Origin of the sequence: Pontibacter roseus DSM 17521 (assembly GCF_000373265.1) — a bacterium.
GTDB classification, from domain to species: domain Bacteria; phylum Bacteroidota; class Bacteroidia; order Cytophagales; family Hymenobacteraceae; genus Pontibacter; species Pontibacter roseus.
Genome location: NZ_KB890765.1, coordinates 194994 through 217828, shown reverse-complemented (window position 1 = coordinate 217828; position 22835 = coordinate 194994). Strand labels below are relative to the sequence as shown.

At 55.1% G+C, this 22835-nt stretch carries 21 protein-coding genes and 1 tRNA gene; 12 read left to right on the top strand and 10 right to left on the bottom strand.

The window, feature by feature from the left end; translation table 11 throughout:
- Positions 1 to 7 precede the first annotated feature (7 nt).
- A complete protein-coding gene (locus B051_RS0112440; RefSeq protein WP_018478531.1) occupies positions 8 to 1393 on the bottom strand; it encodes a HAMP domain-containing sensor histidine kinase in 1386 nt (461 codons plus the stop codon).
- Positions 1390 to 2073: a response regulator transcription factor gene (locus B051_RS0112435; RefSeq protein WP_018478530.1), complete on the bottom strand. Its 684-nt coding sequence runs from the start codon at positions 2071 to 2073 to the stop codon at positions 1390 to 1392. Before B051_RS0112435 ends, B051_RS0112440 begins: the two co-directional genes overlap by 4 nt.
- Positions 2074 to 2219: 146 nt before the next feature.
- Here B051_RS0112435 and B051_RS0112430 point away from each other — a divergent pair, with 146 nt between their 5' ends.
- Positions 2220 to 3143: a cation diffusion facilitator family transporter gene (locus B051_RS0112430; protein WP_018478529.1), complete on the top strand. Its 924-nt coding sequence runs from the start codon at positions 2220 to 2222 to the stop codon at positions 3141 to 3143.
- Here the strand turns inward: B051_RS0112430 and B051_RS0112425 are convergent.
- Positions 3140 to 3499, bottom strand: a complete 360-nt coding sequence (locus B051_RS0112425) for a DUF1801 domain-containing protein (protein ID WP_018478528.1) — start codon at positions 3497 to 3499, stop codon at positions 3140 to 3142. The genes B051_RS0112430 and B051_RS0112425 overlap by 4 nt on opposite strands.
- 112 nt (positions 3500 to 3611) lie before the next feature.
- On the opposite strand from B051_RS0112425, the gene B051_RS22945 reads away from it, so the two are divergent.
- On the top strand, positions 3612 to 3746 hold the full coding sequence (locus B051_RS22945) for a hypothetical protein (RefSeq protein ID WP_281163472.1): 135 nt from the start codon (positions 3612 to 3614) through the stop codon (positions 3744 to 3746).
- A 215-nt stretch (positions 3747 to 3961) separates the two neighbouring features.
- On the opposite strand, the gene B051_RS0112420 is transcribed toward B051_RS22945, so the two are convergent.
- The 3 genes from B051_RS0112420 to hpf all read right to left on the bottom strand — a co-directional run bounded on the left by B051_RS0112420 (position 3962) and on the right by hpf (position 5947).
- Complete coding sequence (locus tag B051_RS0112420) at positions 3962 to 4552, bottom strand: DsbA family protein (protein ID WP_245539621.1); 591 nt, start codon at positions 4550 to 4552, stop codon at positions 3962 to 3964.
- Positions 4553 to 4664: 112 nt separating this feature from the next.
- Positions 4665 to 5432, bottom strand: a complete 768-nt coding sequence (locus tag B051_RS0112415; protein ID WP_018478526.1) for an SDR family NAD(P)-dependent oxidoreductase — start codon at positions 5430 to 5432, stop codon at positions 4665 to 4667.
- 209 nt (positions 5433 to 5641) lie between these two features.
- Positions 5642 to 5947 (bottom strand): ribosome hibernation-promoting factor, HPF/YfiA family, encoded by a 306-nt coding sequence (gene hpf / locus B051_RS0112405; protein ID WP_018478524.1) that lies wholly within the window; start codon positions 5945 to 5947, stop codon positions 5642 to 5644.
- 289 nt (positions 5948 to 6236) lie between these two features.
- Between hpf and B051_RS0112400 the strand changes: the two genes are divergently transcribed.
- From B051_RS0112400 to B051_RS0112365, 8 genes are all read left to right on the top strand, one after another.
- Positions 6237 to 6956, top strand: a complete 720-nt coding sequence (locus B051_RS0112400) for a hypothetical protein (protein ID WP_018478523.1) — start codon at positions 6237 to 6239, stop codon at positions 6954 to 6956.
- A gap of 76 nt (positions 6957 to 7032) precedes the next feature.
- Positions 7033 to 7446: an OsmC family protein gene (locus B051_RS0112395; RefSeq protein WP_018478522.1), complete on the top strand. Its 414-nt coding sequence runs from the start codon at positions 7033 to 7035 to the stop codon at positions 7444 to 7446.
- Between the two features lie 239 nt (positions 7447 to 7685).
- Positions 7686 to 7859, top strand: a complete 174-nt coding sequence (locus tag B051_RS22725; RefSeq protein WP_211214336.1) for a hypothetical protein — start codon at positions 7686 to 7688, stop codon at positions 7857 to 7859.
- Between the two features lie 476 nt (positions 7860 to 8335).
- A complete protein-coding gene (locus tag B051_RS0112385; RefSeq protein WP_018478520.1) occupies positions 8336 to 10897 on the top strand; it encodes an outer membrane beta-barrel family protein in 2562 nt (853 codons plus the stop codon).
- A gap of 141 nt (positions 10898 to 11038) precedes the next feature.
- Positions 11039 to 11701, top strand: coding sequence for a hypothetical protein (locus B051_RS0112380; RefSeq protein WP_018478519.1), 663 nt, complete (start codon positions 11039 to 11041; stop codon positions 11699 to 11701).
- Positions 11702 to 11775: 74 nt separating this feature from the next.
- Entirely contained in the window at positions 11776 to 11967 is a 192-nt protein-coding gene (locus B051_RS0112375; protein WP_018478518.1) for a CsbD family protein, read from the top strand.
- 242 nt (positions 11968 to 12209) lie between these two features.
- Positions 12210 to 15437 (top strand): SusC/RagA family TonB-linked outer membrane protein, encoded by a 3228-nt coding sequence (locus B051_RS0112370; protein ID WP_018478517.1) that lies wholly within the window; start codon positions 12210 to 12212, stop codon positions 15435 to 15437.
- 8 nt (positions 15438 to 15445) lie between these two features.
- On the top strand, positions 15446 to 16846 hold the full coding sequence (locus B051_RS0112365) for a SusD/RagB family nutrient-binding outer membrane lipoprotein (RefSeq protein WP_018478516.1): 1401 nt from the start codon (positions 15446 to 15448) through the stop codon (positions 16844 to 16846).
- 148 nt (positions 16847 to 16994) lie between these two features.
- On the opposite strand, the gene B051_RS0112360 is transcribed toward B051_RS0112365, so the two are convergent.
- Positions 16995 to 17068: transfer RNA gene (locus B051_RS0112360), tRNA-Ile, on the bottom strand.
- Positions 17069 to 17170: 102 nt separating this feature from the next.
- Between B051_RS0112360 and B051_RS0112355 the strand changes: the two genes are divergently transcribed.
- Both B051_RS0112355 and B051_RS0112350 read left to right on the top strand, forming a co-directional pair.
- Positions 17171 to 17803, top strand: coding sequence for an HAD family hydrolase (locus tag B051_RS0112355; protein ID WP_018478515.1), 633 nt, complete (start codon positions 17171 to 17173; stop codon positions 17801 to 17803).
- Positions 17790 to 19076: a site-2 protease family protein gene (locus B051_RS0112350; protein ID WP_018478514.1), complete on the top strand. Its 1287-nt coding sequence runs from the start codon at positions 17790 to 17792 to the stop codon at positions 19074 to 19076. The genes B051_RS0112355 and B051_RS0112350 overlap by 14 nt, the downstream gene beginning before the upstream one ends.
- Before the next feature lie 700 nt (positions 19077 to 19776).
- Here B051_RS0112350 and B051_RS0112340 read toward each other — a convergent pair.
- Genes B051_RS0112340 through B051_RS0112330 form a run of 3 tightly spaced genes read right to left on the bottom strand, consistent with a single transcriptional unit; the run spans position 19777 to position 22727 of the window.
- On the bottom strand, positions 19777 to 20079 hold the full coding sequence (locus tag B051_RS0112340; protein WP_018478512.1) for a rhodanese-like domain-containing protein: 303 nt from the start codon (positions 20077 to 20079) through the stop codon (positions 19777 to 19779).
- Positions 20076 to 21896 carry a T9SS type A sorting domain-containing protein gene (locus B051_RS0112335; protein WP_169336212.1) on the bottom strand — a complete coding sequence of 607 codons (1821 nt, stop codon included), beginning with the start codon at positions 21894 to 21896 and terminating at the stop codon, positions 20076 to 20078. Before B051_RS0112335 ends, B051_RS0112340 begins: the two co-directional genes overlap by 4 nt.
- A gap of 54 nt (positions 21897 to 21950) precedes the next feature.
- On the bottom strand, positions 21951 to 22727 hold the full coding sequence (locus B051_RS0112330; RefSeq protein ID WP_018478510.1) for a PASTA domain-containing protein: 777 nt from the start codon (positions 22725 to 22727) through the stop codon (positions 21951 to 21953).
- Between the last annotated feature and the right edge of the window lie 108 nt (positions 22728 to 22835).

The window sequence follows — 22835 nt, the reverse complement described above, 5'->3', positions numbered from 1 at the left end:
ATGCGTTTCAGGCTGAAATAAGGCCGTAAGCCTGCGGAAGTTGGAGGGTAACAACCGTGCCTTCGCTCACTTTGGAGACCACTGTAATCGAACCCCGGTGCAGTTTGATGATGCTCTCGGCAAGCGGGAGCCCGATGCCATGCCCGGTGATGTTGCGCACGTTATTCGCCCTGAAAAAAGGCACGAACACATGCTGGAGGTCATGCGGTGCTATACCTAGCCCCTGGTCCGACACCTGCAGCAGCACCTCTTTTATGTTGGCCGAAAGCCGGATAGAGACATACTGCCCCGGTTGCGAGAATTTAGCCGCGTTCTCCAGCACATTCACAATCGCGATCAGCAGCAGCGCCTCGTTGCCCTTCACCATCAGGCGGTCCTCGTCGTCGGGCAGGTTGTCGAAGTCGATGTTATATAGCGCATTAGGTTGCCGCTTGAGGGCCTGGTCGTGGGCCATCCAAAGGATTTCATCGAAGCGCAGGTGTGTCAGCTTTATTTTGGAGGAGTCAATGCTGGCCTGCGCTATCTGCAGCAGACCATTTGAGAGTTCCGCAAGCAGGCGGGCATCCTCCAGGGTGGAGTTGAGCACGCGCTGGTATTCCTCGGGCTCGCGGGGCTTCATCAGAGCCACCTCCAGCTCCCCTATCATGGCGGTGAGCGGCGTCCGCAGCTCATGCGAGGCGCTGGACACAAAGGTGCTCTGCATCTCGAAGGCTTTCTCCAGGCGGTCCAGCATCTTGTTGAAAGTATTGGCCAGGTGCGAGAGTTCGTCTTTGCCGTCGGCGTCGCTCAGGCGCAGGTGCAGGTCAGAGGCGCTTATCTTTTCCACCTCGTCCACCACTTTGGTAATGGGGCGCAGGGCTTCTTTGGCAAATGCCCAGCCGGCCAGCAGCACTACTACCATGGAGCCCAGGAAACCCACAATCAGGATGACCTTAAGGTGCTGCAGTTTCTGCAGGCTATACGCATCCACAGAGGAGGAGAGCACGATGAAATCACCTTCGTTGTCCTCATAATAAAGTCCCACCACTTGCCGCACATCCTGCTCATACTGCACCAGTTTCTCCCGCTTTACCCGGTCCAGCAGGTTTTGGTCCACGTCGAGCCTGCCACCGCCACCAGTGTGGTACAGGGTCCCGTCCGTCTTGTATACCCGCACCACCTCATGCGGCAGCACCCGGTAATAGCTGATTTGGTTGCTGCGCCGGATACGCTCGTTCACCTCATCCGCCTCCAGCACGTGAGCCGCTATGTCGTTGGCGCGCCGCTCAATGCGCTTATAGAAATCGTCTTGCCGGTAAAGCGAGGTGAAGTAGTAGACCACCAGCGAGAACAGCACCATAATCAGGGCGAAGATGCCGGCGAACTGCAGGGTGAGTTTGTTGCGTATCGTCATGCGTCCTCCTGTTCTTTCAGCACATAGCCCATGCCCACCAAGGTATGGATGAGCTTGGTGGGGAAGCCTTTGTCAATTTTTTTGCGGAGGAAGTTGATGTACACGTCAATCACATTGCTGCCGGTATCGAAAGAGGTTTCCCAGACGTTCTCCGTGATATCGACCCGCGACACCACACGGCCCCGGTTGCGCAGTAGGTAGTGCAGCAGAGAGAACTCGCGCGCCGTAAGGTTGATGGGTTTGCCGCTCCGCGTCACGGTTTTGCTACCAAGGTCCATCTCCAGGTCGCTAAGCTGTATTTTCTCGCTCCCGCCGCTTTCACCCACCCGCCTGGCCAGGGCGCGTATGCGGGCCAGCAGCTCCTTGAATTCGAAAGGCTTGGTGAGGTAGTCATCGGCGCCGGCGTCCAGACCGGTGATTTTATCGTCGGTAGCACCCAACGCAGTTAACATAAGAATTGAAACAGAGGACTTTCTCTTCCTGATTTCGCGGCATACCTCCAGCCCGTTGAGGTGCGGCAGGATGATGTCTAGAATAATCAGGTCGTATTCGTTCTGCAGCGCCAGCTTCAGGCCAAAGTTGCCGTCATAGGCTTGGTCCACCTCATAAGACTGCTCCTCAAGCCCTTTTTTGATGAAAGAGGCAACTTTGGGTTCATCTTCTACAAGCAGTATTTTCATCGTTCCTCCCTCCTGGGTTTGCTATACCTTCACAGGAACGCTGGCTCCCGTTTCGTCCGCAAGTTACGATTTGTTCCGAAATACCGTTCCTGGCCGGGTTGTGCTTGCAGCGGTATCTAATTACATTGCGGTTCGTTTAGCAGACTATGGCACACGAGCATCACCACCACGCAGGAGGCCACGGCCATCACCACCACAACGCCACGGATAACATCAAGGTAGCTTTCTTCCTGAATCTGGGCTTCACCGTCATCGAAATTTTCGGGGGGCTCTGGATTAACAGCATGGCCATCCTATCCGATGCGCTCCACGATTTGGGCGATTCCCTGTCGCTGGGGCTGGCCTGGTATTTCCAGCACCTCTCCCAGCGGGGCAGCGACCAGCACTTCTCGTATGGGTACAAGCGCTTTTCGCTGCTGGGGGCAGTCATCAACTCTGTGGTGCTTTTGCTGGGTTCAGGCGTGGTGCTCTGGGTGGCGATTCCGCGGCTGTTCAACCCGGAGCCAGTACATGCGCCCGGTATGATTGGCTTCGCGCTGCTGGGGGTTGCCGTAAATGGCTATGCAGCCCTGCGCCTGCAAAAAGGGGATACTCTGAATGAACGGGTGGCCATGCTGCACCTGCTGGAAGACGTGCTGGGTTGGGCGGCGGTGCTGGTGGGGGGTATCCTGCTTTACTTCTTCGATTTGCCTGTTATTGACCCACTGCTGTCTGTGCTCATCACGGGGTATGTGCTCTATAATGTGGTGCGCAACCTGCGGCAGGGATTACAGATTCTGCTGCAGGGCACCCCGGCCAACATCAGCCTGCGGCAACTGCAGGAGCGCCTGGAGCAGGTGCCTGAAGTAAGGTCCGTACACGACCTGCACCTCTGGACGCTGGACGGCACCAGCCATGTACTGACCATGCACGCCGTGGTGAACGAGAACCTGAATCTGGAGCAGGCCCACGCCGTGAAACAGCGCATACGCACTGCCATGCACAACGAACAGATTGACCACGTGACGGTGGAGCTGGAAATGCCGGGACAGGAATGCAGCCAGCAGGACTGCACCCCGCCACCTGTTTAGTTCTGGTTGAGGTGCACCGCCTCCCGCACTAAATCGCTGAAGTAAACGTCGTCGATGTCTTCGAGAGTGCGCAGTTTGATGTGGGGTAGTTGGCCGTTGCGGCTAACCAGGCGCCTGGCTGGGTCAGAGAGCTCTTTGCCGCGGAAGAACCCGAAATGGATGCCACTGCGGGAAGAGGAGAAATAGCAAACAGGACCGTAAAAGAAATAGCAGGGATTTTCCCAGCGCACGCATTCTTCCAGGTGCGCCGCCGTCTGGTTGATGATGCGGCGCACTGCCTGCGCCAGCTGCTGCTTCTCAGGAGACAATTTGTCGATGTACTCGTCGACTTGGTTGGTAGATATCTTGCTTCTCATACAGGTGTATGTCATGGCCGCTGGCCGGAGCTATAACTTGTGCACCTAAATATACTTATTTTTTAATATTTTGTCAAATATTCCTTTCTTTCGGAGGCTCCCCGAATAAGCCTTGACTACGCTCAAACAAGTCACCTGCGGCTATACCCGCCACTGCTATACCTTTGATTTTAAGGCACTGGCTATACCTAGCCTTGCAGCTGCAACCGATACCGTGTGGTTGATTGTGATTTCTTGTTTTGGATAATATATCAGTACATATAGTTGTCTCATAGCACTACGCTTGCAGGCTTGTGTTACATGTTTCCGCTTGCTAACTGAGAAGTTCTGATGTAGTACTGCTAATCAATTCTCTTTTATACTATACCGCAGCATGAGCCACTTGTTGCAAAAGGTAGGCACACAGGTATACACCGGCAGAGGCCTCATTCTCCTATAGGTAAAATTTGCATGGACAACCGGCTACACCATCTCCAGGTGACGGAGCAGGCGCTCTTCCAACTCGTCGAGTTGGCAGAAACCTTTCACCAACAGCTCGGGGCCCATGCCTCCTTCCACGTACACGCTGGGCAGGTCGGTAACGCCAATCATCTGGGCAAATTCAAACTCCTTTTCGGTAGCGTCAATCACCTCCTCCGCCTCAAACAAGGTATAGAAGAGGTTCTCATGGATTCCAAATGGGCGCACGACCGCGGCCAGCACCTGCGGGTCGGCCAGGTTGAGCCCATCGGCGTAGAAGGCCGAATGCATGGCCCGCAGAACCTCCAGGGTGAGCGCGGGGCGCAGGCGGCGCACCACGTGCAAGGCGCGGCAGGCAGGCTCGGTGTCGTACACGAAGTTGCGGTTCAGAAAGAGGCCGTAGTTGAAAGGCAGGCTGGTGCGCTCCTGCACGCGGTGCCAACTCAGGGCCAGGCGCTCTTTCTCCTCCTGCGTGATGGGAGTCTCGGCGTAGGGGCTTAGGCCGCCGGCCACCACCTCCACCGTCAGGCGTCCATGCCAGAGCGCCCGCAGCCGCCGGATGACGTGTGTAAAGCCGTAGCACCACGCGCACATGGGATCAGTTACGTAAAGAAGCACTGGGTTGTAAGGACTCTGCACCATAGGCAAAAAACACTTTGCTACTTGTTTACCGCACGATGCGGCGAATGGTTGGGGATATTCTTTTTTAGTTGTAAATCATCTTCACGGTCATGCCACCGTCTATAATCAGGTGCTGGCCTGTGATAAACCCGGCTTTATCGGAGCAGAGGAACAGCGCCGCTTCGGCAATGTCTTCGGGTATACCTACCCGCCCCACCGGGTGCTGCTCCTTGTCCTCCTGGGTATGTTGCGTGGCATAGCGGCCGCTTTGCTTCTGCCAGTCGCCCACCTCAATCCAACCTGGCGCGATGGCGTTCACCCGCACCCGGTCCTCAGCCAGGCTCACCGCCAGCGCGTGCGTGAGTGCCTCCAGTCCGCCTTTGGAAGCCGTGTAGGCGAAGGTATGGGGCTCGGACATGAAGGCCCGGGTGGAGGTGATGTTGAGGATGGCCGGGTGGTCTGACTTCCGGAGCAGCGCCAGCGCGTATTTGGCGCACAGCAGCGGCCCCCGCAGGTTCACGGCCAGTACCCGGTCAAAGTCAGTCAATTGCAGCTCGTCGAGGGTGCCATGGAAAGGCTCGCTGATGCCGGCGTTGTTGATGAGCACATCCAGTCTCCCGTGCTCCTCCCCTATCTGCTTCATCATCTGACGCACCTCTTCCTCTTTGGCCACATCGCAGGGAATGAAGGTAGCCTGCAGCCGCTGCTGTGCCTCCTTTCCCGCTTCCTCGTCCTGGTCAGCCAAGAGGACCGTGGCATCCGCCTTCGCAAAGGCCTCTGCCATACCTAGTCCGATGCCTTGTGCCCCGCCGGTGATGAGCACCACCTTGCCTTTGTAAGTGATTTCTGACATGATTCCCGAATTGAAAATTGATGATGGCTATACCTGTGCATTCTTAATAGAGGAACTGAGCATGAACCTGGCAGGCAGGTATAGCAACAGCAAAACCCGATAGAGGAACTGAGCATGAACCTGGCAGGCAGGTATAGCAACAGCAAAACCCGCTGCGCCTGCAGGTATACCTGACTGGCAGCGGGTTTTGGTTTACTGGTCTGAAAGGTTTAGCGCTTCTCGAGTTGGCGCTTCAGCTTTTCTTCCACATTCTTGAGTTGCTCGTACCAGTTCTCTCCCTGGTCCTCGGCGAACACATCGTTGCCAGGTATACCTACCCGCATGCTCACCTTTTTGGAGTTGGTGGACTGATTGGCCTCTTCCTTGAAGTATACGTCTATTGAATCTATTTTCTTGGCGTGGCGCTTCAGCTTGGTAATGGTGTTGCGCACATACTGCTGTATGTCGTCTGAAATATTGATGTCCACGGCCTGAACATCTATTTTTATGCCCTCGAAATTCTCTGTGTAATTCATCTTGTATTAATCGGTTTAATGTTGATTTATCTGCGAATCACCTTTTCTGGCAGTCCGCGCTCCTGCAATCTGTCTGTTTTAACGCAAGGTCAGTCGGAAGGTTAAGCTGCCCGCTGCTATACCTGGGCAAGGCATGGTGTGTCTCACACGCTGCATCCGAACGGCAACATATCAGGGTATATTTCGTTTTTTAAGCAGCCAGGTATAACATCAGCCCCTGATGGCCGTACCTGCCACCTCAACCCAATTTTCTGGATACTTAACAGGGAACAGCTAACATAGGACCGTTATGCAGAAGCTACCCATTAACTGGCTTACCGAAGGCATCATCGACTTCGAGTATAAGAAATACCTGCTCCTGGCCTACCTGCAGTCCGTCAAATCTGAGTTCGGACAGCAGCGCCTCTACCCGGTTTTCTCCGACCTCATCATGCACTACCGCAACCTGCTGCAGGTGAAGGAGCACAAAAAACTGGTGTATGAATCGTTTCCGCAGCGCATCACCCGCGCTGACTTTGAGAAGCTGGAGCTGGTGTATGAAAAGATTGTGGCCGATGATGAGACCATGCAGCAGATAGAGGAAATCATCCAGTTTGCCGCCCCCCTCTTCGTGAACGCCGTGGATGAGGGCAAGGAACTCTACAATTTCATAGAAAAGCACCTGGAGATAAACCCTGTGGGCATCACGCCCATGTATTTCAATGAGGGCTACCTGTTCCTGGACGCCTTCCCCGGCAAGGAGACGCAGGTATACGCCTACCGCATCACCGTATTTGAGAACACCTACGAGAAGTACCGCGGCATCAACACCCAACACGTCCGGACGGTGCGGCGCGGCCTGGCCCAGACACATGAGAACCTGAAGATACAGCTCGCCAAAGAGAATCGGGAGCTGCCCAATCCTGCCACCTTCGTGGTGGTGGCCAAGGTGCCCTGCCCGCTGGAGAACGCTTTGCTCCCCATCGCGAAGCGCTCGCTGGTGAAATATGTGGCGCAACTAGCAGCCTAGTCAGACACACCGCTTATTTGCAGGAGGAGCCGAACTTTGCTAATTTCGGCTCCTCAACTTTTGAAGCATAACCAACATGGAGATACACCTGACCCGAGTAGACCAGGACTTTCATTTCGAAGCCAGAGGAGCCGCTGACGTGGCCATCCACCTGGACGCCAACCCCGAGATTGGCGGACACAACCTGGGCGCCCGCCCTATGGAGCTCATGCTCATGGGCCTGGGAGGCTGCAGCGCCATCGACATCATCATGATACTCAAGAAGCAGCGCCAGCCCCTGGAGCGTTTCGACATTAAAGTGACCGCAGAGCGCCAGAAAGTGGAGGAGTTCAACCTTTTCAGCAACATCCACATCCATTTCATGCTGGGCGGAGAATTGGACTCAGATAAAGTAGAGAAAGCGATTGTGCTGTCGCTGGAGAAGTACTGCTCCGTCGCGGCTATCCTCTACAAAACGGCCACGATTACGCATTCCTTTGAGCTGGTGTAGCGGGGAGAGCTTTTTGCTGCTTGCCCGCTGGGTAGTTCCATCGCTTCGCCTGTGCGGCGGGCACCTACTTTTTTCCTTGATGAAAATCGAGGGGCCCTACCCCCAAAGCAGGCAAAAAAATTAAGACGCCCCTTCCTCGGGGACCCCTACCCCCACTCACTGACCGCTCGAACAGTGGAGCGTCAACAGGCGCACCTGGCTGATGCCGCCGCTTTGTGGTTGCTGTGGAAACTCTCCCCTTGAGGGGAGTCAGAGGGGTGTTAAGGCTATACCTACTCTCTGGCCTTCGCCTGCTATACCTGCTCACGCTCCCGTCCTGCCTGCACCCCATTCTGTCATTCCGACGAAAGGAGGAATCTGTTGCCACAGCCACCGCCGGTGCGAGCGCAGCGGGAACGGGCGGTGAAAGCTGAGAGGCTGTTACAGAAGGTGGCTCGCAGAAAAGCCGCATCTGCGCTGGCGCTGGATTCGTAGCCAATAGGGCGTGAGATTCCTCCTTTCGTCGGAATGACAAAATTGACCTATCAAAATTCCCGAGCAGGACTCCCCTCTCGAGAGTGGCAGTTGGCCCCGATTATGTAACTGGTAAAGCAGAGGTATACCTGAGCAAATTAGCCCCACCCCGCTTATCCCAACAGAGCAACCTCCACTCCTCGCTACCTCCGCCCAAATTGCACTAAAATCCTCTGTCTATACTTTCCATCCTATCAATCCCCGCTTTTCACCGACCAAGAACTGATAGGCTATATGTAGCTATTCATATAGAAATGCGGTGCATTGGTATAATCCGTTTTCTGGGCTCGAAAAAGCGGTTTTACTTTGTATCAATCGAAAAGACAGAAGACCGGATAATATGGAAAATATACGTTTACGCCACTTTGAAAAAACTATGAAGAAGAGTCTACTCGCCATCCTCTTGGGCCTGAGCACCGTGCCGGTGCTGGCCCAGGGACAACAGCCTGCCCCGCAACAGCAGCAGGCAACCGCCGCCTCAGGCGCCATGGTGCCGCGCGGCAACGCCACCATCACAGGTACCGTGCTCGACGCCGAGACAAAGAAGCCGGTGGAGTTCGCCACTATCGCGCTCATCAACCCAGCCACAGGTAAGCCCATTGATGGCACCATGGCCGATGAGAAAGGCCGTTTCACCATCAGCAAGGTGGGTGCCGGCAAGTACAAGCTGCAGGTGAGCTTCCTGGGCTATCAGCAGAAACTGGTGGAAGACGTAACGGTTGGCGCCGACAATGCGACTGTGAACGTAGGCGCCGTGTCCATCGCCTCTGATGCCAAGAAGCTGAGCGAGGTAGTCATCACCGGCGAGAAACCCTTGGTAGAAGAGAAAATCGACCGCACCGTGTACAATGCCGATAAGGACATCACCAACGCCGGTGGCAATGCCTCCGACGTGCTCCAGAAGGTACCTTCGCTATCGCTCGACAACGATGGAAACGTACAGCTGCGTGGTAGTTCCAACGTGCGGGTGCTCATCAACAACAAGCCGTCGGCCATCATGGCGGGCAGCGTAGCCGACGCGCTCAAGCAAATCCCGGCTGACCAGATTAAATCCGTTGAAGTGATTACGAGCCCCTCTGCTAAATATGATGCCGAAGGTACGGCGGGTATCATCAACATTATCACCAAGAAAGACGGAGGCCTGCAGGGCGTGACGGGTTCGGTTGGCCTGACAGGGGGCACACGTGGCAGCAACGGCAACGCCAGCCTGAACGTGCGCCGCGGCAAATTGGGTATCAACGGCAACTTCGGTGGCAACATGTTCTACAACAAGGGCAACATGACCAATGAGTTCATCGGCTATGACAATCCGGACACTGTATTTGACCCCAAAAATGAGAATAAACCTTGGGATGAGACCTCTTACGACTTTCAGCGCGGAGAGACCCGTCCGCGAGGAGCCTTCATGAACGGCCAGCTGGGCTTTGAGTACGATTTCAACCCGAAGAACAGCCTGTCAGGCGGTATCCGTACAAACGGGGGCCAGTTCCGGGTGACGAACGACCAGGAGGTATATTCTGAGACGCCTTACAAAACAACCAGCTTCCTCAACGACATCCTCATGCGCAACCAACGCATTGGCACGGACTACAACCTGGACTTCACCCACACCTTCAAGAACCCAGGTCAGGAACTGGCTTTGCTCTCGCTTTATTCTGTGACCAACACTGAGAACCGGATAAACCAGGATTTCTACAACGAGGGAGAGCCGGCTTTCCAGCAGAAGCGCAACACCAACGACGGCGCCAACAAGGAACTTACCTTCCAGGCGGATTACACGCACCCGTTCAAGAACAAGACCATGCTCGAGATTGGCGGTAAAACGATTTTCAGGGATGTGTTGAGCGATGCCTTCTACCGCGACATCTTCCTAGACAGGCCTCATGCCACCAGAACGGATGATTTCTTCTACCAGCAGGATGTGATGGCCTCTTACATGACGTATGGCTTCACCCTGAAGAAGCTGCTGAATGTGAAGTTGGGCGGCCGCTACGAATACACTGATATCAGCGCTGACCTGAAAGGCGACCTACAGGACTACACCACCAGCTACGACAACTTCATACCGAGCGTAGCCTTGTCCTATAACTACAAGCAGAAGCACACCTTCAAGGCGAACTTCACGCAGCGTATACAGCGCCCTTCCATGTTCTTCCTGAACCCTTACCGCCAGGAGCAGACCTCCAACACCTTCGTGGAGGGTAACCCGAAGCTGGACGCTGAACTGACAGACCTGTTCGAACTGGGCTATAGCACCTTCTTCAAGACGACGTCCCTGAACGTGACGGCTTACATGCGCCAGACGGATAACGCCATAGAGCCTATCGCCTCCCTTATCAAAGTGACAGAAGCAGACGGCTCAGAGCGGCAGGCCACACTCCTGACCTTCCAGAACATCGCCAAAAACAAGACCTACGGCGTTTCTCTGTTCGGTAACACCAAGCCGACGAACAACTGGACCATCGGGGGCAGCTCAAACATCTACTTTGTAGACCTCAACAGCGAATACATCGACAACAGCGGCTGGATGTATAACATCAACATGAACTCTTCCTATACCTTCGGCAAGGGCATCAGCGCGCAGTTCAACGGTGGCTTCAACTCACAGCGCATTCAGCTGCTGGGCCGTTTCGCAGCTTTCTCCTACCATGGCCTTGCCATCAAGAAAGAGCTGTTTGACAAGAGAGGCGGTATCAGCCTCGGCCTGGACAATCCGTTCCGCGAGAACATGCGCATGAAGAACGATGTAGTGGCTCCCAAGACGCCGGCCAACCCAAGTGCCTACGAGCAGCACATGCGCATGAACAACTTTAACCGCGGCGTGCGTGTGACCTTCAACTACAACTTCGGTAAGCTGGAGCAGCAGCGCCCGCCTAAGCGCAAGAAGAGCATCCGCAACGACGACGCCAAGCAGGGCGAAGGCAACGGCGTGAATTAAGACACACTACTACCTACCTAATGGAACGCCCCTCCCAAATCGGAGGGGCGTTTTTATTTGAATCTGCCAGGTAGTCGCGCTGTCTCTTGATTCGGAGATTCTCGTAAAAAACTTAGGGGAAGTAGGAAAGGAGGAGAAGGTATGAAAGGCTCTATTTGTTTGCGGTGCTGGCTGCTGCTGTTGCCGCTTATATGCGAAGGGCAGAGCAGGCACTGGGAAGTGGCTGTATCCGGTGGCACGGTACGCAACGTGAAAACGCCGCTACACATCGAGCAGGATGATTTCGAAGATATCCAGTTGGATGCCCGCTACCGCACCGAGCCCTTCAACCCACCGGTATACTACGACATCCGGGTAAGCAGCTGGCGGGAGGCCAAGGGCTGGGAACTCAAACTCACGCACCACAAGCTCATACTAAAGAATCTCACCCCAGACATACAGCGCTTCTCCATCACCGACGGCTTCAATTTGCTCACCCTGAACCGGCTCTGGCACCTCAAAGGTTTTACGTGGTCAGCAGGCGGTGGCATCGTCATCACGCACCCGGAATCCACCATTCGCAACAGGGCTTTTCCCGAAAACAACGGCATCCTGAACAAAGGCTACTACGTCTCAGGACCTACAATCGAGGCGGCCGTGGCCAAACGCTATTACTTTGCGGAAAGGTGGTTTGTACTGGGCGAAGGCAGGGCCACTTTCTCTTATGTGCAGGTACCAATCGCGGATGGCAAAGCAAAAGTGACCAACGCGGCCGCCCACGCACTGGTAGGTATAGGGTACCGGCTAAGCAAGCACCCTGATTAACCAACCAAAAGTCCGCCAACAACTTAGCTATACCTACTCCGTTATATAGTAGATAAACCAACACGTAAAAAGCGATGCACGAGAACGAATATAGAGCCCGAGGCAACTGGAATGAGCTGAAGGGTAAGATGAAACAACAGTACGGCGACCTCACCGACGATGACCTGACTTACAACGAAGGCAAAGAGGACGAGTGGCTGGGCAGACTCCAGCAGAAAACCGGCAAGGCCAAGCATGACCTGAAGCGCTGGATAGACTCTTTGTAAAATCATAAGACCACTTTATAAGCCCCACATCCTGGCGAAAGCCAGATGTGGGGCTTTTTTATTGCCACATATCTCAGTAAAACCTGTGACACAAAGCCGGCTTTTCTAGACTAAGCCCCCTCCCTCTCCCGCAATTTCCCGCAGATTCAGGCACATATATGCAAATTCTTGTATATAAACCTTTCATAATGTAGAAAAATGCTATATATTCCAGAAACAATAAACTTAACGCACCTTTATCTATGGGGAAAAAGCTATTCTTATTCATTTTACCACTGCTTGTCTGCTGGTCAACAAGCGCCTTTTCGCAGGAAAAGGCCGTGAGTGGCCAGGTAACTGACGCCGGGAGTGGCGCCGTATTACCTGGGGTAAGTGTCACCGTGAAAGGCTCCAACACCGGAGTAGCCACTGACATGAACGGCAGCTATCAAATCCGCATACCTGGAACGGATGCCACGCTGGTCTTCCGTTACTTGGGTTACCTGACCAAGGAGGTAGCCGTAGGAAACCAATCGACTGTGAACGTAAGCCTGGCCACCGACACCAAGCAGCTGGGCGAAGTGGTGGTGACCGCATTGGGTATAGAACGGAGCGAGCGCTCCCTGGGCTATGCCACGCAGGAAGTGCAGGGCGAGAACCTGACCTTCACCAAAGAGCAGAACGTACTCGGCTCCCTATCCGGCAAGGTAGCCGGTGTTCAGGTGACCGGGGCTTCCGGCGCCAGCATGGGCGGTACCCAGAAAATCAAGATACGCGGGGTGAACTCCCTCAAGGGCACCGACCAGCCACTGATTGTGGTGGACGGCACCCCTATCTCCAACGCCAACTTCGCCGGGGCTGACCAGGCCGACTTTGGTAACCTGGGCCAGGACGTGAACCCGGAAGACGTAGAATCCATCAACGTGCTCAAAGGACCGGCGGCTTCTGCCCTGTATGGTATCCGGGGACAGTATGGTGTGATTATGATTACTACCAAAAAGGGCAAAAAAGGTCCGAAGCAAGTGGGTGTACAGCTGAACTCCGCTTTCACTGTGGAGCAAGCCGTGAACTTTATGCCGATGCAGAACATGTATGGCGGCGGCTCAAGCCAGACTTGGCGCACGCTTCCTAACGGCGACAAGTATGTGGACATGTCCGTGGATGAGAGCTGGGGACCGAAGATGGACGGCACTCCCGTGCGCCAGGTATACAGTTTCTATCCGCAGGACCCAGAGTACGGCAAACTGACTCCCTTCGTGCCGCACCCGGACAACATCAAAGACTACTACGAGACAGGGTATAACCTGAACAACGGTGTGACCATTACCGGTGGCAACGAGAACAGCACCTTTCGCCTGAGCCTGAACGATACCCGCGTGGAAGGCGTGGAACCGAACACCTGGCTGAAGCGCAACAACGTCGGCGTAAGCGCTGGCCTTGACCTCACCAGCAAACTGAACGTCTCTACCAACATCAACTATGCCCGCAACAACGCCCAGCGTCCGTCACAGGGCTCTGAGTACGGTGCCCGCTACATGGTGCAGTGGTTCCAGCGCAACGTGGACATGAAGCGCATGAAGGACTACAAGTATGACGATGGCACGTTCCTGAGTTGGAACCTGCGCAGGCCAGGTGCCAACGGCGAAATCACCAATTTCAACCCGCTGTACTGGAACAACCCTTACTTTGAAGCCTACGAAAACACCAGCAACGACAGCCGCGACCGCGTGTTTGGCGATGTGGGCCTGACCTATCAGGTGTTGCCTGAGCTGAAGGTGAGCGGTTTTGTGCGCTCCGACATGTATACCCAGAACATCGAGACCAGAACGGCCTTTGGTGGAAGAAGAGTACCAGCCTATACCACTGGCAAGTACCAGGACAGAGCGATGAACTACGAGTTGCTGGCGCAGTACAACAAAGCTTTCGGTGATTTCTCGCTGAATGTGAACGCAGGTGGTAACATCTACGACAGAAGGTATACCTACCTCTATATGGCCTCTGTGGGTGGACTGTCCTCTCCGGGCTTCTACAACATCGCCGCTTCCATTGACCGCCCTGCCACTACTTCCTACCTGCAGCGCAAGCAAATCCGCAGCGGCTTCGGTATGGCTTCCCTGGGTTTCAAGGATACCTACTTCATCGATGCCTCTATCCGAAATGACGTTTCCTCTGCCCTGCCAGAACACAACAACTCCTACTGGTACCCTTCTGTGTCGGGTAGCATGGTGTTCAGCGAGTTGCTGAACTGGAATCCGCTGTCTTTTGGCAAGGTACGGGCGAGTTATGCACAGGCAGGTTCTGATTTGGAACCATATGAAACCATTACCTCCTATAGTGTGGGTACTGTGTATGCTGACCCGGGCCGAGTGACTGCCAACACGCTTTCTGTTCCGGATAACCTGAACAACCCGAACATCAAGCCGTCTTTTGCGCACTCCTATGAGGCAGGTATAGACCTGCGCTTCCTGCAGGGTCGCTTGGGTTTGGACTTCACTTATTACCTGCAGAAAAACAGGAACCAGATACTGCCGTTGTCAGTTTCCGGCACCAGCGGCTTTGGCTCAACCACCATCAATGCCGCTCTGGTTCAGAACAAAGGTATAGAACTGGTGTTGACTGCCACGCCTGTGCAGTCTGACTTCTTCACCTGGAACTCCATCTTCAACCTGAGCCGCAACAGAAGCGAAGTGGTGGAACTGAACGAAGGCACAGACGTGTATCCGCATTACTCTACCACCTATTCCTCTGTTACCACCTACCTCAACTCCTATGTGGGGCAGGCTTTTGGTAGCTTGATAGGGCCAGCGTACCAGCGCGACCCAGCCACGGGCCAGAAGCTGATTGGTGCCAACGGTATGCCATTGTACACCGACGCGACACACGACTTTGGCAGTGTGTTGCCTGACTTTACGGGCGGTTTCCAGAACAGCTTCCGCATCTGGAAGCTCGACCTGAGCGCCATGATTGATTACCAGATGGGTGGCCAGTTCTTCAGCCGCTCCAAAATGCTGGCTGTGCGTACTGGACAAGACCCGCTGACCGTGGCGATGAACGACCGTGGCAAGAACGTGCGTGACGCCGTGGGCGATGGCGGTGGTGTGAAGGTGGAAGGCATCTACGCTCCTGGCACTATCGTGAACGGGGTGGATGTAAGTGGTCAGCCAGCATCCAACTACGTGAATGCGCAATCCTACTACAACACCATTGTGGGCCGTCGTATTTATGAGGATTGGCTGTACGATGCCTCTTATATCAAGCTGCGTGAGCTGCGCCTGGGCTATACTTTGGACAAGTCAGTTATCGGAAAGCTGCCGTTCCAGAGCGTAGGTATAGCGCTTATCTCCCGCAACGTGGCGCAACTGTGGCAGAAAGCCCCGGAAGGCATCGACCCATCCGAAATCTCCACCGGCAGCCAGGCCATCAGCTGGTATGAGTCTGGTCAGGCCAATTCAGTTCGCTCGTACGGAATCAACCTCAACATTACCCTATAATTAGCCTTATGATAAAGAAACTATATATCGTGGCGCTGTCCTGCCTCTTCCTGGCCAGTTGCGACAAGTTTGACGAAGACATCAACGTGGACCCTAACAGGCCCAGCACTGCCTCGGGCACACAGCTGATTGCAAATGCGGCCCTCTCCCTGCCCAGCCTGAGCTCCTCACCGCAGGGCGAGTTCCATGCGCAATACCTGGCCGAGACCCAGTATCCCGGCGCTTCCCTCTACCCCGAAGGTGGCACCAGCTTCTACTGGCTATACCAGGGCCCACTCATGAACCTCGAGACGGTACTGACCTCCGAGACCCTGAGCGCCACCGAGGGACCTGTGGTGAACCAGCTGGCGGTGGCCAAAATCCTGAAGGCCTATTTCTTCTGGCATGTGACCGACCGCTGGGGCGATGTGCCCTACACCGATGCTCTGAAAGGCTCCACCAACTTCACGCCGAAGTACGACACGCAGGAATCCATTTACAACAACCTGTTCCAACTGTTGGATGAGGCGAATGCCCAGATAACGGCCGGCAACATCACGAATGACATCATCTATGGTGGTGACATCAACAAGTGGAAGCGCCTGGGTAACACCGTGCGTATGCTGATGGCGCTGCGCCTGTCGGAGGTGAACCCTACCAAAGGGGCCGAGGAATTCAACAAAGCGCTGGCTGCCGGCATCATGACCTCCAACGCCGATAACCTTGTGTTCAAGCACCTGCTGGACGCCAATAACCAGAACTACTGGTTCGGGCAGGTGTCTAACCAGAACCGTGAGTGGTGGGCGCTGACCAAGACGCTGGTGGATGAGATGAAACCGGTAAATGACCCAAGACTTGCCGTATATGGTGCTCCGACCAAAACCACACAAGAGTACATCGGGCTTCCTTACGGTACCGTGCAAGGTCTTCCAAACGTGACCAACTATTCGCTGCTGGGACCAGCCATCTGGGCACAGAATGCGCCGGTATACCTGGTGACTTACGCGCAAGCGCTGTTCGCCAAGGCAGAGGCAGCCAAGCGCGGCTGGATAGCCGGTGGCGACGAAGAAGCAGCAGCCAATTACAATAAGGCCATCGAGCAATCGCTGCTGCAGTGGACGGGCAGTGCCGCCAACGCAACTGCATTCCTCAGCCAAGAAGGTATTGCCTACGACCCAACCACCGGCATGGAGCAGATTGCGACGCAGCGCTGGGTGCACCTCTTCATGCACGGCTACGAGGCCTGGGCGGAGTGGCGCCGTACGGGCTATCCTGACAACTTGGTGGCCCCTGACGGAAAAGAGGTGCCAACACGACACAGCTACCCCGACAACGAGGCTTTCAACAACACCTCCAGCTACAACGAGGCCCTGCAACGCCAGTTCGGCGGGCAGAACAGCCTGTATGGCAAAGTTTGGTGGGATAAGTAAGAAGAGTGGAATAGTTAAGTAGTAAAGCAAAAGCGCCGTTTCCGAAAGGAAGTGGCGCTTTTGCTTTTGCAGAGTAGGCAATTAACTTTTAAACCTTTGCCAACAAAAAAGCACTTACATCTGTACGACATAAGTGCTTGATTTTCTGTGGGCCCACCTGGAATCGAACCAGGCACCTACTGATTATGAGTCAGTTGCTCTAACCGAATGAGCTATAGGCCCGTTCCCTTTAAAAATGCCCTTCTGACAGAGCTTTCTTTGATTTGGGAGTGCAATTCTACATATTTGTATTGAGAATTTCAAATACCAGACTAAAATATTTTCGTGGACCTGAAAGCTGTAAAGAACATCATCTTCGACCTCGGCGGGGTCATCATCAACATCGATTACGACAAGAGCATACGGGAGCTGGAGCAGTACTGTCAGCATGGCCATACCATTGAGTACAGCCAAAAGGCACAGTCCCAGCTGTTTGACCTCTTCGAGACCGGCAACAGCAGCCCCGAGGGCTTCCGTGCACAGCTGCGCCAGACCTACCACCTGGACGCCACCGATGAGCAGATAGATGCTGCCTGGAACGCCATGCTGCTCGACATTCCGGCCGAGCGCATTGAGCTGCTGCGGGAGTTGGGCAAGAAATATCGCATCTTCCTGCTGAGCAACACCAATGCCATCCATATGAAGCGCTTCAACGAGATGGTAGAGCACAGCTTCACCATACCGAGCCTGGACTCGCTCTTTGAACAGACTTACTACTCGCACCTCATCGGGCAGCGCAAGCCAGACGCCATCGTGTTTGAGCAGATACTGGAGCAGAACGGACTGAAGTGCGAGGAGACGCTGTTCATCGACGACAGCATCCAGCACATCGAGAGCGCGAACAAGGTTGGCCTACAGACCCTGTTTCTGAAACCGCCATTGACCATCAACCAGGTATTCAAAGATGCTGTTGTCTAAGCAGCAGCGCGGCTATACCCTGCACCTGCTTCTTTTTTGCCTCACCCTCCTGACCACCACCATAGCGGGGGCGGAGTGGCGGTATGGCAAGCTGTTCTTCCTGGGTCCCGAGGGCTTCGCCAGTACGGGTACCTTCACCTGGGCGGAGTTGGTGGGCGGGTTGTACTTCTCGCTGCCTTTCCTGGGCGTGTTGACGGTGCATGAGTTCGGGCACTACTTTACGGCCAAGCACTACCGTACCAACGTCACACTTCCCTATTACATTCCGCTGTGGTTTGGCATCACCTCCACTATCGGCACGATGGGGGCCTTCATCCGCATCAAGAGCCGCATCTTTTCAAGGCAGCAGTTCTTCGATATAGGTATAGCCGGGCCGTTGGCTGGCTTTGTGGTTGCTATACCTTTGCTGATTTACGGTTTCACGCACCTGCCGGAGCCGGAGTATATCTTCAGCATCCACCCGGAATACCAGCGGTTCGGGCTGGACTACGCGCAGCATGTGTACCAGGGCGAGGGGAACTTCGCGTTGGGCAAGAACATGCTGTTTCTGTTTTTTGAGCGTTTTGTGGCAGACCCGGCGCTGGTACCGAATTCTTATGAGGTCATCCACTACCCCTTCCTGTTTGCCGGCTACCTGGCCCTGTTCTTCACGGCACTCAACCTGCTGCCCATCGGCCAGCTAGACGGTGGACACGTGCTCTACGGCCTGATTGGGTATAGACGTTTTAACCAGCTCTCCCCTGTCTTCTTCAGTATGTTCATCGTGTATGCGGGCCTAGGTGTGATTTCGCCTTACAACGAACCGCTGTGGGCCGATGAGCTGCTGGTGGTGTATGTGCCTTTTGTGTTCTGGGCCTTCCGGGGGATATTCCATAACTACCGCACCGGCTTTATGGCGGCGCTGGCGATGCTGTTGCTGCAGTACAGCCTGGCCGAGACGTTCCCGGAGTGGGCGGCTTATATGTGGGTATGGCCGGTTTACCTGCTATACCTGTTCTTCGTACTAGAGCCTGCTACCCCGAATCTGCGCTATACCCTATACCTGGTGCTGGTGGTGCTTGCTACGCAGGTGCTGGTTTCGATTGTGTTCCCGGATGTGGACGGCTACAGTGGCTGGCTGTTGTTCGGTCTGCTGCTCTCGCGGCTCATGGGCATTTTCCATCCCTCCTGCCCGAATGAGGCACCGCTGACGCCAGGGCGTAAAGTGTTGGGTATACTGGCCTTCGTGATTTTCCTGATTTGCTTCAGCCCGCGCCCGTTTATCATTGAGTAGACAGCACTGGGGCCTACTTCCATGCTCCTTCGAAGGGGGAATCACTTGTACGAATCCCATTAAGCATTATTGTCATTCCGACGAAAGAAGGAATCTCACGCCCTATTGGCTACGAATCCAGCGCCAGCGCAGATGCGGCTTTTCTGGGGACGGCTAGAAAGGGAATATAGGAGAACGCTGGGTGCGAACCGGCTCGCATCTTTCACCGCCGGTTCCCGCTGCGCTCGCACCGGAGGTGGCTGTGGTAACAGATTCCTCCTTTCGTCGGAATGACAGTAGGAGATGGAATGATATGGGAGCGTGAGCAGGTATGCCAGGCACAGGACAGGGAGTAGGTATAGACCGCCGGCTGGTATAGCAAGACATGCTTTACCGCCGCCGTTACGGAGCAGCGACATCAGCCAGGTGCGCCAGCGACGATTTTTTGTCTGAGCGGTCAGCGAGTTTAAAAGCGTCTTGATTCTTTTGCTTACTTTGGGGGTAGGGGCCCTCGATTTTCATCAAGGAAAAAAGTAAGGCCCCGCCGGCCAGGCGAGGCTATGAAACTAATCAGCGAGTGAACCGCAATAGCCGGTGCTACGCGAGTTGCAAACCGTCCACAAGTGTGACCACAAGTTACCGCTTCGCTCAAACCTGCGGAATCGGAGGGCATAAAAAAGCCCTCCCCTGTTCTTAGGAGAGGGCAAGGGAAGTTTTCCAACTACCCGTTATACGCTGTGATGCCACCTACCAAATTGCGGACGTTGCTGAAGCCCTGCTGCTGCAGGAAGGCTTTGGCGGAGGCGGATCGCATGCCGGATTTGCAATGCACGATGACTTCCTGTTCTTTGTAATCCTCGAGGTCGTCCAGGCGCTGTGGCAGGGCGCCCAGGGGAATGTTCTGGGCGCCGGAGATTCTCGTTTCCTGGTGCTCCCAGTCTTCGCGCACGTCTATGATAACCGGGGTCTCCCCTTTGGCAAGACGCTCTTTCAGTTCTTCTGCTGTTATGTCTGCTGTAATCATGGTTTCGTTAGTATAAGTTTGGAAGTGAATGTATGCTTGTCTGTTTCAATGCGGAGGGTATACAGCCCGGGAGCCAGTTGCGGCAACTGGACCGGCCCGTTTCCTGCTGACGCCCTATACTGGAAAGCCTCCCTCCCGGTTACGTCATACAACGTGAGCAGCCTGTACTCCCCACTGATGTGGAGCAGGCCCGAAGATGGATTGGGGTATACCTGCACCCGCTCTGCTTCCGGCACATCCTCCAGGCCCAGGGCCTGCCCAGTCATGACGGGGCGCAGCATCACAGAGCCAGCTAGGGTCGAGTCCTTTAGCCAGCCGTTCAGAGTGCTGAACAGGAAGCGGCCGCCTGCCGCCTCGCCGTTGCGGTCAAAACCGACATTGAGGAACAAAGTGCCTGACTGGCTCCAGCCTGCGTAGAAGCGCTCTTCCACCGACACGGGCTCCGACAGTTCCACCTCATAGAATGTGTTCAGCCCTTCGGTATACTGCACCTGGAACGCCTGCTCATGCAGCACAAGGCCCGGAGCCCCGTTTTCATCTGCCCAAATCTTGAACGTAATAGAAGTATTGCCCAAGTTGCTGCCCACGCGTGGGAAATGTACCCGGAATGCCCGCACCTGGTCCGGCAGGCTCAGGTCGAAGCGCTGGGCCACCTGGGTGGCGCTGCTGGAGGACACGAAGCTGAAGCCTTCTTCGGCGGTGCCGTCATCGTAGGCAAAGTAGTCACTGAATTGGGTACTGCGGTAGGTGCTGTCATTGGCACGCTGCTGGGCGTTCTGCTCTTTGGTGTCGAGGAGGAAGCCGTGCTGCAGCGTGAAGTCGCCTTGGGTCAGGGCCAGGTTGGTGATGAGGGGCGCTCCTTTCACCTCATACTGCCGTGCTTGGTCGGGCAGCAGCCCCTGCTCCCGCAGGAAAGTGTCAGCGGCGGCGGTGCCTGCCTTTTGGATGAAACCGCGCCAGCCGATGGCTCCCGGCAAATCGCCCAGGTTGTTCACGGTGGCCGTCACCTCCTCGCTCAGGTATAGCGCCGGGTTGGCCAGGAACTGCCGGGCAGGCATGGCGGTGTAGCCTTTGAGCAGCGGCGAGACGCCCCGGCTGATGCCGATGTCGCGGGTCGTGTTCTGCCCTTTGCGGCGGCTACGGTCCAACTCCACATAATCTAAGTTCCAGACGTCGAGCATGCCGCTGCGCACGCCTTCGTTCCGGAAGCGAAACTGGAAGTCGTTGTGCAGGAAGCGTTGCTCTCTAACTGCCACAAATGCCTGTGCAAAATCCGTCACGGTACCCACTCCCGTCTGCTGCCATACCGCCTGCCATACCCCGGAGGCATCCTTGAACTCCAGTTGCAGAAAACGGCTGTTGTTGCTGGTGCGGTCCGGCACATTGCCCAGCCCACCAGACTGCCAGTAAAAGCTCAGGTACACCGAATCAGCAGGGCTCAGTCCGCCTAACAAAATAGGTTGTGAGGTGAGGGTGTCGCTTGGGCCGGCGGTGTTGGCTCCATAGGCCTCCCCGTTTTCATCCAGGCCATCGAAGCTGGCCACATTGCGTGTGACCGGGCGAAGTGCGAAGCGGTTGTTGACGTACACGCCGCCGTTCACCCAGCGGCTAGGGTCAGGTGCGTTGTTGGATGCAGCGAAATCATCAAAAAAAGGCAATGCCAGCGCAGCGGCCTGTGTTCGCAGGGTGGCTTGTCTGGCATGGGGAGTATGAGCCTGGCGCTGCTGGTCGTGCTGCAGGGGCGTGAGGACCACTTGGGCCATGGCTCCCGCGCAGCAACAGAGAAAGACAAGGGTAAGCGCCAGCTTCATTCTCATAAGCATTGATGGTTGTAAAAACGCCCGCCCGGTATAGGGGCAGGCGTTTGTTGGTTAGTCTATACCTGGTACGGGCGCATCGCCTGCCACCCAGAGGTCTACGAGTTCTCCCATCCGGATTTTGGCTCCCACCTCAGCGATGGGGCGCTGCCGGATGATGTTGCCGTCTGCCTCGCCACTTCCCTGTACGTAGATGATGTTGCCAATCTGCAGCCCCTGCCCTACCAGCAGCACCGATGCCTCATCCAGTGGCATACCTACTACGCTTGGAATTTCAAATTCGGTGTTCCCCAGGCCATCTCCCACATGCAAATCTACCAGAGAGCCCTTCGGTACCAGGTCGCCCGGTTCCACTTCTTTGCCGTTTACGAACTGCTTGAGCACCGCGCCATGCTGCAAATCGGGTACGTTGGTGATTTTGCCTTTGCGCAGGTTGTAGCTTTTCAGGATGAGCTCCGCGTTCTTCACCGACCCGTCAATCAGCTTCGGCATCTTGATCATCGGCGGATTCTTCATGTTGATGCTGATGTAGATTTTCCGGTTTTCCTTCACCTTGGCTCCCGGGGCCGGGTCCTGCGTCAGAATCTCGAAAGGCTTGCGGTCGGATTGGTAGGTAGAGTCGTTCACGAAATAGCGCAGGCTCTGCTCCTCCAGGTAGTTCTCCGCGTCAGGCAGCTGCATGCCCGTTATCTTAGGCACAGAGATGCTTTCGCCATGGTTGGTGGTCTTGGGCAGGTATAGGTAAAAGAAGCCAAAAATCAACAGGGCCACAATGACACCCATGATGGCCAGGTGAATCAGCACACCTACAAATGAATTCGATTTTAACATCTACTTTAATTGGTAATTGTTAGAGGGTTAGCTAGTTGAATGGTTCTCAATCCACACAACGCTGTAACGCTTCTTTCTCTTGTTTGAATGTATGATTGGTACTAGCTT